At 47.8% G+C, this 14786-nt stretch carries 11 protein-coding genes; 5 read left to right on the plus strand and 6 right to left on the minus strand.

Going from position 1 to position 14786, the window contains the following annotated elements:
* The first annotated feature begins 6 nt into the window (after positions 1-6).
* The 5 genes from IEX60_RS00755 to IEX60_RS00775 all read left to right on the plus strand — a co-directional run bounded on the left by IEX60_RS00755 (position 7) and on the right by IEX60_RS00775 (position 8621).
* Positions 7-2259, plus strand: coding sequence for a DUF6259 domain-containing protein (locus IEX60_RS00755; protein ID WP_188746402.1), 2253 nt, complete (start codon positions 7-9; stop codon positions 2257-2259).
* A 185-nt stretch (positions 2260-2444) separates the two neighbouring features.
* A complete protein-coding gene (locus IEX60_RS00760; protein ID WP_188746404.1) occupies positions 2445-4094 on the plus strand; it encodes a DUF3863 domain-containing protein in 1650 nt (549 codons plus the stop codon).
* A gap of 79 nt (positions 4095-4173) precedes the next feature.
* The gene (gene gnd / locus IEX60_RS00765) at positions 4174-5628 is read left to right on the plus strand and encodes a decarboxylating NADP(+)-dependent phosphogluconate dehydrogenase (protein WP_188746406.1); all 1455 of its coding nucleotides are present in this window, start codon (positions 4174-4176) and stop codon (positions 5626-5628) included.
* 544 nt (positions 5629-6172) lie between these two features.
* Complete coding sequence (locus tag IEX60_RS00770) at positions 6173-8326, plus strand: prolyl oligopeptidase family serine peptidase (protein WP_188746408.1); 2154 nt, start codon at positions 6173-6175, stop codon at positions 8324-8326.
* Between the two features lie 10 nt (positions 8327-8336).
* Positions 8337-8621 (plus strand): GNAT family N-acetyltransferase, encoded by a 285-nt coding sequence (locus IEX60_RS00775; RefSeq protein ID WP_188746411.1) that lies wholly within the window; start codon positions 8337-8339, stop codon positions 8619-8621.
* A 10-nt stretch (positions 8622-8631) separates the two neighbouring features.
* Here IEX60_RS00775 and IEX60_RS00780 read toward each other — a convergent pair whose 3' ends face one another.
* The 6 genes from IEX60_RS00780 to IEX60_RS00805 form a co-directional block, all read right to left on the minus strand.
* Entirely contained in the window at positions 8632-9681 is a 1050-nt protein-coding gene (locus IEX60_RS00780; RefSeq protein ID WP_188746413.1) for a TerC family protein, read from the minus strand.
* A 1-nt stretch (position 9682) separates the two neighbouring features.
* Positions 9683-10654, minus strand: a complete 972-nt coding sequence (locus IEX60_RS00785) for a polyprenyl synthetase family protein (RefSeq protein WP_188746415.1) — start codon at positions 10652-10654, stop codon at positions 9683-9685.
* Positions 10655-10697: 43 nt separating this feature from the next.
* Positions 10698-11261 (minus strand): DUF3109 family protein, encoded by a 564-nt coding sequence (locus tag IEX60_RS00790; protein ID WP_188747536.1) that lies wholly within the window; start codon positions 11259-11261, stop codon positions 10698-10700.
* A gap of 12 nt (positions 11262-11273) precedes the next feature.
* The gene (locus IEX60_RS00795; protein WP_229717336.1) at positions 11274-12050 is read right to left on the minus strand and encodes a DUF3108 domain-containing protein; all 777 of its coding nucleotides are present in this window, start codon (positions 12048-12050) and stop codon (positions 11274-11276) included.
* A 24-nt stretch (positions 12051-12074) separates the two neighbouring features.
* The gene (locus IEX60_RS00800) at positions 12075-12590 is read right to left on the minus strand and encodes a DUF2480 family protein (protein ID WP_188746418.1); all 516 of its coding nucleotides are present in this window, start codon (positions 12588-12590) and stop codon (positions 12075-12077) included.
* Between the two features lie 71 nt (positions 12591-12661).
* On the minus strand, positions 12662-14773 hold the full coding sequence (locus tag IEX60_RS00805) for a peptidylprolyl isomerase (protein WP_188746420.1): 2112 nt from the start codon (positions 14771-14773) through the stop codon (positions 12662-12664).
* Between the last annotated feature and the right edge of the window lie 13 nt (positions 14774-14786).

Below are 14786 nucleotides of genomic sequence, written 5' to 3' on the forward strand. Positions count from 1 at the left end.
CTATATATGAAAGTGAAACTTCTTTATACAAAAGCCATTATGATACTGCTGTTTCTATTCGCAGTAGTTAATGCGCATGCACAGTCTGTTAAAATAGAAAACGATAACTTCAGGCTGAAGGTAGATACACAAACCGGTGCCATTTCTTCTTTTTTTGTTAAAAAGAACCAAAGTGAGTTGATTGGGGAGAACCAACTTGAAGCGAATTTTAGAATTTGCCTTCCACTAAAAGATTATGCCAGCAATTACATAGACGGTATGGAACAGAAACCTGTATCTGTTACAAAAGACGGGCATCAGATTACGGTTGTTTTTACGGGAATGAAATCACCCAAAGGAACTTATCCAGTTGACTTGACGTATTGGATTACCTTGCATGGAGATTATGTGTCTTTTAAGGCGAAGCTGACCAATCACGACAGCCACCCGATTTCTGAATTCTGGTTTCCTCGCATTGGTGGTATGACAGGTTTTGGTAATGATCGAGATGCAAAGTTAGCAATTCCGAACTATTCATCCGACAGTCGGCATACCATTGGTTTGTTTCAGAATTACCCGGGTAGCCGAGGGCTTGGAGCGGAGGCTGCTGAATGGTCGGTGGATTATCCCGGTATGCCAATGCCTTGGTGGGATATTTACGATGCAAAGAATGAATTGGGCCTGTATATGGGATACCACGATCCGGTATGCCGCTACAGTACCTGGCATACTTATTTGATGCCCGATGTTACGGGGGAAAATGATCCCTGGTTTACCAAAGAACAGGCAGCGGGGAAACCCGTTGGCTTGGTGTTTTCACACGTTCGTTATCCTTTTATCAAATCAGGTGAAACGCTCGAATCAGGTGAATTTATTGTCCGCGCACATGAAGGAGATTGGCATGAAGGTTCACAATTCTACCGTGAGTGGTTCCTGTCGCACTTCCCGTTTGATAAAACAGATAGCTGGCTTCGGAAGGAAAAAACTTGGTTCACATCGATTATTTACCAGCCCGAAGACCGAATAGTAACCGATTTTGAAGGCTACAACCAATGGACTAAGGAAGCGAAGGAATACGGGATCAATTGCTATGAACTGATCGGTTGGGACAGCGGTGGATTAGAAAGGAATTACCCATTATACGTTCCTGAGGAGAAGTTAGGCGGGCATGCCGGGTTTAAGGATTTGCTGAAATCCATAAAGGCAAGAGGCGGTCGTAGCCTTGTTTTCAATAATTATAACATATTGGACAAAAGTACCGATTGGTACAAACAGGAGTTGCATAAATACATGGCACAGGATGAATTTGGGAATCAGGGGATATGGATGGCCTGGGGTGAAGGTACGTTACTGGCTCGACGTTCGCTGAACGCCCGTTACCATGTCCGTTCATCGGTTACCTCGCGGATAGAGGAAATACTGGAGGGTTACTTCCTTCAACTTGTAAAAGACGGTGCTTCAGGATTCCAGATCGACAAATTGGTAGTAGGCACTTCGCTCGATTTTAACCCTTTGAACAAATTAAAACCTGATGTCGCCTTATGTGAAGGCTTAGTGCAAGCCATTGATCGATTGTATGCAAAATGCTTGGAGATCAATCCCGATTTTCGGATGGCTTCCGAGTTCGGGCTAGACCGATTGCTACCGTATTTTGATGTGGGTTACCGGAATTCAAACAGATATGGTGTCTCCACGTTACGTTATGTATTCCCAGAGTGGACATCGTGCCAGCATATTTCAGCCCCCCGTGATTTCAAGGGAGTGAATGGAGCGGTTCTCACCGGCTCTGTTATTTGTGTAGAGCCTGATTCATATCAAGGATCTTTAAAGCAACCCATATACAATGATTTGGCAAATTATATCAAAGAAGTCGGACGGATCAGAGAAATACTGGCAGCAGATATCTTCCTGAGCCGTTACCACGACGACCAATTTGCCAGTGTACTGGAATATGAAACACCGGATGCGGACAACCAACCTGCCTCTGCGATCCAAAGGACCAACCCCGGAGAAATGCCCGGGACAAAATTGGTACAGGGCAGCAACCTCAAACCATCAAGTGCCTTGATTTACAAAGTTCATGAAAATTTAAAGACAGGGAGGCAAACACTGGTTGTGGCTAACGATGCTGCCGACACGAAACAATACGCTTGGGAGTTTACCAGTAGAAAAGTTAAACAAGTCACTTTGTATGCACCGTTTGAGGAGCCTAAAACAGTTAAAAACGGAGAGATTTTGACCATCAAGGGCAATGGGCTGCATATTCTTGTTGAGGAATAGAAAGAATGATATGAGTTTGTCAAACCTGGTTGCCGGGGTTTGTTGAAGCACGGTATTGCTGAATTAGGTGCATATTAATTATGTTTGTCCAGTTGTAAGGAATAAGGAAAAGTGATATGCTAGTTAGAAATCCAGTATTAGTGAAAGGTGGGGTGACCTCAGGTAAACTTGTAAGGGTTGCATGTATGATGCTTGCACTATGGGCCGGAAAAACTTTTCCGGTCCTCGGCGCGGAGCGCTCCAATCCCAATATCGTAAACATCGTCAATTTCATCCGTTTGCTCGAACCCAGGGATCCAAAAATCACCGAAGAAGTGCTGTATGAAACAGTAGTTAACCAAGTAAAACTCATGGACGCCTATAATTTGAAGGGTACATTTCTGCTCCAATACGATGCGTTGATGGACGGACGTTACCAGAAATTGCTGGGCGGGTTACCGAAAGACCAATATGAAATCGGTGCCTGGTGGGAGATTCCCCAACCTTTGGTGGAGAAGGCCGGGTTAAAATGGCGGGGCCGTTATCCCTGGGACTGGCATGCCGACGTGGGCTTTGCTACAGGATATACGCCCGAAGAGCGCGAGAAGCTTGTGGATGTATACATGGCCGACTTCAAAGCCGTCTTCGGGGATTACCCCAAGTCGGTAGCCTCTTGGTTTATCGATGCGCATACACTCAATTACTTGTATGAAAAATACCACATTGTGGCTTCCGCCAATTGCAAGGACCAATACGGAACAGATGGCTACACGCTGTGGGGCGGCTATTGGAATCAAGCGTATTACCCCAGTAAGATCAATTCCTATATGCCCGCCCAAACGATAGAAAACCAAACTCCCGTACCGATTTTCAGGATGTTGGGAAGCGACCCCGTACGCCAATACGATACCGGCGTAGGCCACAATCGGCAGGGTGTGATTACGCTGGAACCTGTATACCATTTCGGTGGTGGCGATAAGGAATGGGTCGATTGGTTTTTCCGGGAATTGGTCGAAGGGGAATCCATGGAATTTGCCTACACCCAAGCCGGGCAGGAAAATTCGTTTACGTGGGACGCCATGGCACGGGGCCTGGAGATCCAGTTTCCCTTGATCGCCAAACTGAGGGACGAAGGAAAGCTGGAGGTACAGACGCTTGGCGAATCAGGAACGTGGTTCAGGGAAAACTATAAGGTAACACCGGCAACCGCCATGACCGTCAAGGATGATTTGGGAGATAGTAAACTAAAAACAGTCTGGTTCAACAGCCGGTTTTACCGTACAAACCTGCTTTGGGAAGAAGACGGCTCGCTCCGGATACGCGATATTCACCTGTTCAATGAGGATTTTCCTTCCATTTATACAACGGGCGTGACCACCACCAACGAATGTCAGTTTTTCACGCTTCCTGTTGTTGATGGCTATCTGTGGAGCGATCAGGAACGGTTGGCAGGACTGCGCTTAAAAGCAGTGATTTCGGGTGAAGAAGTATCGATAACGGGAGGAACACCGGTAATCCGCAGCCGTAAACGGGGAAGGCTTGACATTTCATGGCCGCTTACCAATGTGTCAGGCACACTGACCTTGGTATTAACGGAAGACGCATTACATGTAGCGCTTAAGGGAAACAATCAGCTGGACTGGTTTTTCGAGCTGGATGCGCCGAAGCGGGAGGCTTTGCCTTTTAAAAACGTAGAAAAACAGACGGTTACAGGTGTCTTCGAAGGATACCAGTATTCGGTGCAGGCACTGGTCGGTGGTATTTCCGAATCCATGGGCCAAACAGGCATGTTCCGCATCCTCCCGCACAAAAATGTAATAAAACTGGATTTGGCAACAGATATACAGAAACAATAGCCAGTTTACAAATTTTCCTCATTTTTCTATTTGTTCTTCGTATGTAAAGTATAACTTTGGGAGCAAATTGAGAAGGAATATGCAAGCAAAATCTGACATAGGCGTTATTGGTATCGCCGTGATGGGGGAAAACCTCATCCTGAATATGGAAAGCAAAGGCTTTCATGTGTCTGCTTACAACCGTACGGTAGACAAGGTAGAACGTTTTGTAAACGGCCGGGCAAAAGGTAAAAACATCTATGGAGCTACCTCCATTGAAGATTTGATCCAGTCGTTGAAAAGTCCACGGAAGGTTATGCTGATGGTAAAAGCCGGTAAACCTGTGGATGATTTCATCGAATTGCTTATTCCGCATTTAGATCAAGGAGACATCATTATCGACGGGGGGAATTCCCATTTCCCGGATACCGAACGGCGGACAAAATATGTCGAGAGCAAGGGATTATACTACATCGGAACCGGTGTATCCGGAGGAGAAGAAGGTGCCTTGCTGGGCCCGTCTATTATGCCGGGAGGTTCTCCCGCTGCGTGGCCCGCGGTGAAGCCGATTTTCCAGTCGATTGCCGCTAAGGTTGCCGACGGCACCCCGTGTTGCGATTGGGTAGGTGACGGCGGTGCGGGCCATTTCGTCAAAATGGTGCACAACGGCATTGAATACGGCGACATGCAGCTGATCAATGAGACTTACCAAATCATGAAAGATGTGCTGGGTATGACACCCGATGAAATGCATGAGGTATTCAAGGAATGGAACGAAGGGGAGTTGGATAGCTACCTGATTGAGATTACCCGCGATATCTTGGCATTTAAGGATGAAGATGGACAGCCGTTAGTGGATAAGATCCTCGATACCGCCGGCCAGAAGGGTACGGGTAAATGGACCGGAACGGTGGCGCTTGACTTGGGAGTTCCCCTCACGCTGATTGCGGAGGCGGTATTTGCCCGCTGTCTTTCGGCCCTGAAAGAAGAACGGGTAGCTGCTTCGAAAGTACTGCACGGACCCACGCCTTCTTTCAACGGAGATCGGCAAGCGTTTATTAACGACCTGCGCGACGCGTTGTACGCCGCAAAGGTGATCTCCTATGCACAGGGATATCAAATGATGGCTGCAGCGGCCAAAGAATACGGCTGGAAACTGAACTATGGCAGCATTGCGCTTATGTGGCGCGAAGGATGCATCATCCGTTCCGCATTTTTGGGAAAAATCAAGGAGGCGTTTGATAAAAATCCGGATTTGCAGAACCTGATTCTGGATGATTTCTTCAAAGAGAAAATTGAAGCTGCACAAGGGGGTTGGAGAAAAGTAATTGCGTCTGCTGTCACAAACGGGATTCCCGTTCCTTGCTTAAGTGCCGGATTGATTTATTACGATGGCTACCGTTGCGAACGGCTACCTGCCAACTTATTGCAGGCACAGCGCGACTATTTCGGTGCGCATACCTACGAGCGCCTGGATAGACCGCGTGGTGAATTTTTCCATACCAACTGGACGGGACGTGGCGGAGAGACTTCTTCAACCACCTACGACGTCTGATTTTTTTTACGCAAAGTGCATAAAGGTTTTTACGTTAAGTGCGCGGAGGTTTGTCCTTCGCGCACTTTTTCTTGTTTTCTATCGTAAAGCCTTTTCTTTAAAGCACAAATTTGGCGATCTAAATTAATTTAGTACCTTAGTCTAATCTGACGGGAATCCTTCCTCTTTTTTGGACAATAGATTGCTTCTTGGTTAGCCCCTGGCTTAGACCAAGTTCGTGCTTACTTCACTATGAATCTATATTGTATCCGACTTGAATCCAGGGTGAGTCCAGTTTTTTATGGAAAAAGGTGGACTCACCCTGGACTTAAGGTGGACTCACCGTGGACTCACTCCGAAGAAAGTATAAAGAAGGTTCCCGGTTAGTATAGCTATCGTACATAAAGGAAAATAAAAGGTTTTGACCGAAAGATCGGATGATAAGACTAAGTTAATTAAAAGGAATGGGAATTCCAAATATATCCTATCGCCGAAAGTAATCCTTCCCGGTTTGTAAATAAAAGCAACTTTACCTAAGTTTGTTTCGCACATATTGCCTGCAAACATGAATAGAACCGTAAACATCCTTGTGCTGGCAGCGATGGTTGCCACCGCTTGCCAGGAACAAAAAAAAACGATTGACCCAGCATCAAATATGACGTTATTACCTTATCCTGAAACCCAAAAGGGGAATGTAGTGGACAACCACTTCGGTACCGAAGTGCCCGATCCGTATCGTTGGCTCGAAAATGACACCGCAGCCGATACCAAGGCGTGGGTGGAAGCCGAAAACAAGGTGACCCAGAACTACCTCGAACAGATCCCCTTCCGCGATGCAATTTATAAGCGATTGGAGAAATTGTGGAACTACGAAAAGTTTTCCGCACCCTTCAAAGAGGGAAACTATACTTATTTCTATAAAAACGACGGATTGCAAAACCAAAGCGTACTGTATCGGCAGAAAGGAGACGATGGTGAGGTGGAAGTTTTTTTGGATCCCAATAAATTTTCCGCTGACGGTACCACGTCGTTGGCTGGTATCGCATTCAGTAAAGATGGCAGCTTAGTGGCTTATCAGCTGTCCGAGGGTGGATCCGACTGGCGCAAAGTGGTGGTAATCCGGGCGGACGACAAGTCCATTGTGGGCGATACACTGAAGGATGTCAAGTTCAGCGGCTTGGCATGGCGCGGCAACGATGGGTTTTATTACAGCAGCTATGACAAACCCAAGGAAGGGAGTACGCTCTCTGGCATCACCGACCAGCATAAATTATACTTCCACAAGCTCAATACGCCACAGGATAACGATGTGTTGGTCTTTGGCGGAGCCAGCACGCCCCGCCGTTACATCGGAGGATACCTAACCGAAGATGAGCGGTTTCTGGTTATCACGGCGGCGAATACCACCAGCGGTGGCGAACTGTACATCCAGGATCTTTCCAGCGCAGGTAGTCCGATCGTGAACGTGGTGGATAATTTTGAGAAGGATCATGCAATCATCGATAACGACGGCTCAACACTTTTCATTTATACCAACTTAAATGCACCGAATGGGAAAATTGTAACGGTAGATGCAGCCAATCCTAAGCCGGAAAACTGGGTTGACCTGATCCCCGAAACCGAAAACGTGCTGGAGCCAGGTACAGGTGGGGGAAAGATTTTCGCAAGTTACCTAAAAGATGCAACCTCATTGGTACAGCAATTCGATCGGTCGGGTAAACTGGAACGGACCATCGAATTACCGGATGTAGGGTCTGCCAGCGGTTTCGGAGCCAAAAGGGCAGAAACGGAATTATATTATTCCTTTACATCGTATGTATACCCACCCACGATTTTCAAGTATGACATTGCTTCCGGCAAGTCAACACTGTTCAGAGCGTCCGGAGTGGATTTCGACCCGACCAAATACGAATCCAAGCAGGTTTTCTATACCTCAAAAGACGGCACCAAAATTCCCATGATCATTACGCATAAGAAGGGGCTGGAACTGAATGGAAATAACCCAACCCTGTTGTATGGGTATGGCGGATTTAACATCAGCCTGACACCCTCTTTCAGCACGTCTAATATCATCCTGCTGGAACAGGGAGGCGTATATGCGGTGGCCAACCTGCGGGGTGGAGGAGAGTACGGCGAGAAATGGCACCTGGCCGGCACAAAGTTTCAGAAGCAAAATGTGTTTGACGATTTTATTGCCGCTGCGGAATACCTGATCAACGAAAAGTACACTTCTTCGGAAAAACTGGGTATTGCAGGCGGTTCAAACGGTGGCCTGTTGGTGGGTGCAGCGATGACACAGCGGCCTGAGTTATTTAAAGTGGCCTTCCCGGCAGTCGGGGTGTTGGACATGCTGCGCTACCACAAGTTTACGGCCGGAGCCGGTTGGGCGTTTGATTACGGCACCGCTGATGACAACGAACAGATGTTTCACTACTTGTACACGTATTCGCCTTATCATGCGTTGAAAGACGGGACAGCTTACCCGGCTACAATGGTCACTACTGCCGACCACGACGACCGGGTGGTGCCCGCACATTCCTTTAAGTTTGCGGCGCGTCTGCAGGAATACCACGCTGGAACAAATCCGGTGCTGATCCGCATCGAGACCAAGGCAGGACACGGGGCAGGCAAGCCGACGGCAATGGTCATTGCCGAGCAGACGGATAAATGGGCATTTTTATTTCAGAACACCGGGACTTCTTATCGAGAACAACCTTAACATAGCAAACATGGAAATCCAACGAGACGACAACGGCAAAAAAGGACAATTCAGCGCATGGGTTGATGGCGAAGAGGCAGGCTTGATGACCTACACCTGGGCGGGGGATCATAAGTTTATCATCGACCATACCGAGGTGAAACCGGATTTTTCGGGAAAAGGAATCGGGAAGCAATTGGTAATGGCTGCGGTCGCGTTTGCTCGCGAAAACAACCTCAAGATATTACCACTTTGCCCGTATGCCAAGCAGGTGTTTGAGCGGACACCGGATATACAGGATGTCCGTTACCGCTGATCTAAAAAGGTTACCCGGTTTTTGCTTTCTTCGGGAAAACCAATGACGCTATTACGCTGACGGCGAGAATAGAGACAATCACAATCAGAGAATGCGACGTGGTAAAGCCCCACTCGTCCAGCCAATGGTGCAGCAACATCTTGGCCCCGATAAACACCAATAGAAACGACAGACCGGTTTTGAGGTAATGAAACTTGTGGATGATGTTGACCAGTAGGAAAAACATCGATCGCAACCCTAAGATGGCAAAGATATTGGAGAAAAAGACGATATACGGGTCTTTCGTCACGGCAAAAATAGCCGGAATGGAATCCACTGCAAAAATTAGATCGGTAAATTCAATAACCAGCAATACGAGGAAAAGTGGGGTAATATACTTTTTGCCTGCTTCTTTGTGAAAAAAATCCCCCCCGACGAAAGTGGGGTATACCGAAAAATATTTGGAAGCGAATTTCACCACCGTATGATTCTGGGGGTCAATTTCTTCTTCCTCGCTCCGGTGCAGGAACATATTGATTCCCGTGTAGACCAGGAAAAAGCCAAAGATGTAGAGTATCCACCCGAACTGACTGATCAGTGCAGCGCCGAGAAATATAAATAGAAAACGTAGGATGATGGCACCGATGATGCCCCAAACTAATACTTTATGGTAATATTTTGCGGGCACTCCGAATGAGCTGAAAATCAAAACCATCACAAAGATATTGTCTACGGATAAGGCGTATTCGACCACATAGCCCGTGAGGTATTCCAGCGCCAGGTTATTTTTATAGATGGTCAGGCTGGCGGCGAAATCGTCCGGTATCAGGCGGATGTTATGCAGGTGTTTCTGGGTGATTTCAGCCAATCGGGTGAAGTCGTGGACATCGTGCAGCTCATGCCCCCATATGCGCAGCACTACGTAAAATACCAGCGCGAAGGTTACCCACACGGCACTCATGATGGCGGCTTGCGTAAGACTTACCGCTTTATTGCTTTTGCTGAAAAGCCCTAGGTCAATGGCCAGCATGAGCACGATAAAGATTAAAAAGCCACCAAAGAATAAAAGTTCGTTGCTCATGTTATTTATTTCGTTCAGTTGTGTATCTTACCAATTGCTCCAACCCGTTGCGATGGCTGTTCGCAGTAAAACGGGTCAGAATATCAAATGCTTCCTGTTGATATGTCAGCATCTTTGACGCCGCGTATTCCATCCCTCCATTTGCTTTTACAAATGCAATGACCTCATGCACCTTTTTCGGGTCTTCACTGTGGTTTTTTACCAAATTGATAATGTATCGTTTTTCGGACTTGCTTACCTGCTTCAATGCATAAATCAGTGGGAGGGTAATCTTTTTCTCTTTGATATCGTTTCCCAGCGGTTTGCCTACGTCATCGATACCGAAATCAAATAGGTCGTCTTTAATCTGGAAGGCGATGCCTACTTTCTCCCCGAATTGCCGCATCTGGTCGATCATCGATGCGTCGGCTCCGGCCGATGCCGCACCACACGCGCAGCAGGAGGCGATGAGTGATGCTGTTTTTTGGCGGATGACTTCAAAATAGACGGCTTCTTCGATGTCCATCCGACGGGCTTTCTCAATTTGAAGTAATTCGCCTTCGCTCATCTGTTCCACAGCATGGGTAACGATTTCGAGTAAACTGAAGTCGTGATTACGGATTGAAAGCGACAGTCCCTTAGCAAGCAAAAAATCCCCGACAAGCACGGCAATTTTATTTTTCCATAAGGCGTTTACCGAAAAGAAGCCGCGCCGCACGTTCGCATTGTCCACTACGTCGTCATGTACCAGGGTTGCGGTATGGAGTAACTCCACCAAAGCGGCACCCCGGTGTGTAGCATCGTTGATGCTCCCGCACAACCCTGCTGAAAAAAAGACAAACATCGGGCGCATTTGTTTGCCTTTCCGCTTAACGATATAATGTGTAATGCGGTCGAGCAACGGAACGGAACTCCGCATCGACTCTTTGAATTTATCTTCAAAAATTGCCAACTCGTTGGCAATGGGTTTTTGTATTTCGCTTAGTTTGAGCATGTGCGTAAAACCGGCGCAAGATACTAAGATATTCCACAATAACCTATAGCAGTGCGATGGATTCTTCTAACTCATCGTACCACTTCTGTCCGTATTTACGGATGAGCGGTTCTTTAACGAATGCATAGACCGGCACTTTCAGTTCCCTGCCCAGCGAGCAAGCCGAATGGCAGATATGCCAGCGGTCGTAATGCAGCACGTCAAACTCGGGGTAGGCGGTAGTCCGGATGGGATAAAGATGACAGGAAATGGGTTTTTTCCAGTTGATTTCCCCGCGTTCATAGGCTTTTTCAATCGCACATTTGGTAATGCCGTTTTCCCAGGTGACGTATGCGCATTCTTTATTGCCGTCTACACACGGCGTGGTGAGATCGCCATCCACGTCGACAACATGCGTGCCCTGTTCCTCCACTGCTGCGATGCCCTTTTCGGTCATGTAGGGTTTTACGTTGGGATACACCGAAGCGAGTACCGCCAGTTCATCCCGCTGCAGCGGTGCCCCTGCATCGCCTTCTACACAGCAGGCACCATGGCATTTGCCGAGGTTGCATACAAACTCTTCTTTGATTAACTCCTCACTGACCAATACGGGACCTACTTCAATCATCATGGCGGGTTACTATTTGGATACACCGGCTAATTTTTCGCCCAAGGGATATTTCAGCCCCTCGGCGTCGGCAAGTTCCAACGTCACAGAGCCAATTAATATCTCGACCTGTGCTTTTACCGGAATGCGATTGCCGTCGTTGGTAACCCAAAGGTACAGTCGGCTGTCTTTCCGGAAGATCCGGCCGGGTGTTATCTCGGGACTGAATTTCAAGCACTCTAACGTGCCGATAGGGGTTTTTATGCTTTCTATTCCAATGTATTCAATACCTAACGTGGCGATCTCATCATTCAGGAAATAGGTCATTTTGAAAGACTGCCCCGGTTTCACATTCGTCAGATCGAGGTTACGGGAAAAATAGTAAGCTGAAAGCAGATCGAATGTCTGGGCAGATTGGCTCTTAAAGGTTCCTTTGTTTCCCTGTACGGTTTGGTTGCGGTGATCAAACCGAACGATATCCGTACGGCGGTAATTTCCTTCCCGTATGTTTTCTGTATAATAATGTGGCAGAAACGTCCGTGAATCAATGTACGAATCGTAACGGTTGTCTACGGTATAAAAAACACTGAATGCTTTGGAGGTTTGGCCCCGTGCAGTCAGGTGGAAGGAGTGCGGGCTGCTGAATTTGATTTTTGAATCTTCGACCTTAAGTGTGCCCACAGCAGCCGAAATGACCCCATAACGCAGGCGGTAGTGCAACTCCTCGCCAGCTTTGAATGCCGGTTCTTTCAGGAAAGGAAGGGTTTGCCCCTGGGCAAAGAACACCAGACCCAAAAAAAGGTTTATCAATAGAACGCCGCTTTTGGTCATGTGTCAGGCCTTACGCTTAAAAACAGGAACCGTGGAACAAGGTTCTCCGTATAGAATACTTTTCGCTACTTTACTCAGTTGGGTGGTAAATTTGACAAAGGCCGATTCGGGAATGGCAACGTCGCCACAACCTTTAACGACCACACGTTGATCCCGGTAGGCCTCCATATCCAGCTCGGACAGTGCACGTTCGTACAGTACCGTCTCTAAGGCATTCAGGTCACCAAACACGATGTCTTTTGCGTAAGGCTCCAGCCGGTTAGCCAGCAACATATAAGCCCATGTCGGCACGATCGCATCTGCCGTGCAGGTGATGGCCACATATTTATCGGTATACTGCGACCAGTCGTGTGTTTTTACAAATTCCCTGAATTCCTTCTCGCGCAGGATAAGGCCATGGAATAAATTATCTTTTATATCGTATACCACGCGCTCACCCTGCGGAGCAAAGCGGGCAAGGTCTACGGTAACCAAGCCACTTTGTGCCACTTTATTGATAATGGTTTCTTGTATTTCCATAACAAAAATCCGGATGGCGTTGTTAACCATCCGGATACAAAGTTACGAAATAAATATGACTGATGGTTCCGTTAAAAGAACCTCGCCCGGTTGTCTACGATATCGGCCTTGTCCTGCAACGCACGGAATACGCGGGACCAAGTGCGCTGTACCTGGGCCTGAGTCATCTGCTTTTTCTGGGCGCTCAGATCACCCGGCGCTTCCGGATTTACAAAACCGGTTACCTCCACTACGTATACACCCTGCGAACCTCGGATGGGTTTTGAGGGTTGTTTGGGCTGTAAGCCGAATACGGTACCTACGACGGCATTTTCCTGGGCAACCCCCGGAATAACGGGATTTGCGAACACGATATTTTCAGCAGATGCAGGTGTTTTTCCTAGTTTTTCCCCGATTTGAGCGATGGTGGTTGCCCCATTGGCAGCTTCGGCAACCTGCGCAATCAGTTTTTTGGCCTTTACACGGTTGCGTACAATCGGCTCAATTTCACTTTTTACCGCTTCCAGCGGTAATTGGCCCTTTTCACGGATACCCGTAACCCGGGCAACTACGTATTTGGTTTCCGATTCGTAGATTTTGTCGGAAACATCGCCCTTGTCGGCTTCAAAAGCCCAGCGGACTAACTCGCGCGGCACTTCCGTACCCATCAGCATCGTCTCCATGGCGGTGATGTTATCTGCTTTCAATACCGAAACACCCTGCTGTGTGGCAACTTCCTGGAAATTGTTCTTATTAAGCGCGCCGAAGAACTGGGTTGCTTTGTTGTAAGCGGCATTCATGGTTTCCTTTCCGCTGTTTATCTGTTTGTCGATTACAGCAGCTTTCACCACGCGCGACGAACCGATCTGATCTTCTACCTTGATGATGTGAATACCGAATTGGGAGTTTGCTACCACAACATCTCCCTTTTTGGCGTCAAATGCAGCATTTTCAAATGCGGGAACCATCATGCCACGGGCGAATGTGCCGAGCTCACCGCCATTTATTTTGCTGCCCTCGTCTACACTGAATTGAACGGCCAATGCGGCGAAACTCTCTCCTTTTTCGATAAGCCCTTTAATGGAGTCGGCCTTGGCTTTGGCTTTGTCCATGCCGCCTTCAGTGGCCGGGTTAAGCAGGATATGGCTGGCTTTGACCGAGTCAGGCCCTACTTTCGTATCAATGATCTTCGCAATTTCAAACCGGCCATTCGTTAATACCGGCCCTACCGTTGTGCCGGCCGGCGCACGGAACACCAACGTATCCAATGCCGGGCTAAATTCACCTTGTTTGCGGAAAATATAGGGGTACTTTGTGTCCGAATTGACAGCCGCAAAGAGGGAGTCGGTGGTCGATTCGGCGAGTTGGGCTTTCAGCTCTTCGATGGTCGTCCGGACCCGTGCCGTATCCTGAGCCGTGGGGCTTGCGTCAAATACGACATATTCGAGGTTGCGTGTTTCTTCTTCGTTTTTGAATACTCCTTTGTTTTCGTCGTAGTACGCTTTGTAGTCCTGATCGGAGAGGGTTACTGAACTGTCGGGTACCGACTCGTAATCCAGCAAAACATATTCAAAATTGGCCAATTTATTCCGTTGGCTGTACTCTTCGTTGGCTTCCAGTGCCGTTACGTATATGCTGTTATTAATCAGGTTGGTGTACTTGGTGCTCAACTGTTCATCCATCACGCTTTGCAGCAGTGCATCCCATTGTGCATGCGCTTCATGCCCCGGAGGCAACGTGCCCACCTGTGAAATGAAGCCGTTGAGTTGGCCGCGGTCAAATTGACCGGTTTGCGGATTGCGGAATGCCTGTTGAATTTGCATGGAAGGATTATCGCCCTGAACCAGGTCATTCAGTTCGGTTTTACCTACAGTCAGACCAATGCGTCCGACCTCATTTTTCAATAATTCACGGTTCAGGTATTGACCCCACACTTGTTGAACGGCATAAGATTTCATTTGTGGGTTCAGCGTACCCCCGCCCATCTGCTGGCGGAACATTTCCGAAGTTTGGTCTACCTGCGCGTTAAATTCATTGATATCGATGGTTTCTCCGTTGATGCTACCCACCTGATTCTGATGGCGTGCCCAAAAGGGCGTGCCATAGTTGATCACGTCTCCCAATAAAAACGCGAAAATCGCGAAACCGATAAAAATGACGATCACCAAGCCCGCCCGGTTGCGCAAGTAATTCATTAATCCCATAACCTATCTAAAA

It is taken from the genome of Parapedobacter defluvii, assembly GCF_014642075.1.
Lineage (GTDB): Bacteria > Bacteroidota > Bacteroidia > Sphingobacteriales > Sphingobacteriaceae > Parapedobacter > Parapedobacter defluvii.

Excerpts from the sequence above, each read along its gene's own strand:
- IEX60_RS00785 (WP_188746415.1), bottom strand. The coding sequence starts at position 10,654 with ATGCTCAAACTAAGCGAAATACAAAAACCCATTGCCAACGAGTTGGCA.
- IEX60_RS00775 (WP_188746411.1), top strand. The coding sequence starts at position 8,337 with ATGGAAATCCAACGAGACGACAACGGCAAAAAAGGACAATTCAGCGCA.
- IEX60_RS00760 (WP_188746404.1), top strand. The coding sequence starts at position 2,445 with ATGATGCTTGCACTATGGGCCGGAAAAACTTTTCCGGTCCTCGGCGCG.
- IEX60_RS00805 (WP_188746420.1), bottom strand. The coding sequence starts at position 14,773 with ATGGGATTAATGAATTACTTGCGCAACCGGGCGGGCTTGGTGATCGTC.
- IEX60_RS00755 (WP_188746402.1), top strand. The coding sequence starts at position 7 with ATGAAAGTGAAACTTCTTTATACAAAAGCCATTATGATACTGCTGTTT.
- IEX60_RS00790 (WP_188747536.1), bottom strand. The coding sequence starts at position 11,261 with ATGATTGAAGTAGGTCCCGTATTGGTCAGTGAGGAGTTAATCAAAGAA.
- IEX60_RS00800 (WP_188746418.1), bottom strand. The coding sequence starts at position 12,590 with ATGGAAATACAAGAAACCATTATCAATAAAGTGGCACAAAGTGGCTTG.
- IEX60_RS00780 (WP_188746413.1), bottom strand. The coding sequence starts at position 9,681 with ATGAGCAACGAACTTTTATTCTTTGGTGGCTTTTTAATCTTTATCGTG.
- gnd (WP_188746406.1), top strand. The coding sequence starts at position 4,174 with ATGCAAGCAAAATCTGACATAGGCGTTATTGGTATCGCCGTGATGGGG.
- IEX60_RS00770 (WP_188746408.1), top strand. The coding sequence starts at position 6,173 with ATGAATAGAACCGTAAACATCCTTGTGCTGGCAGCGATGGTTGCCACC.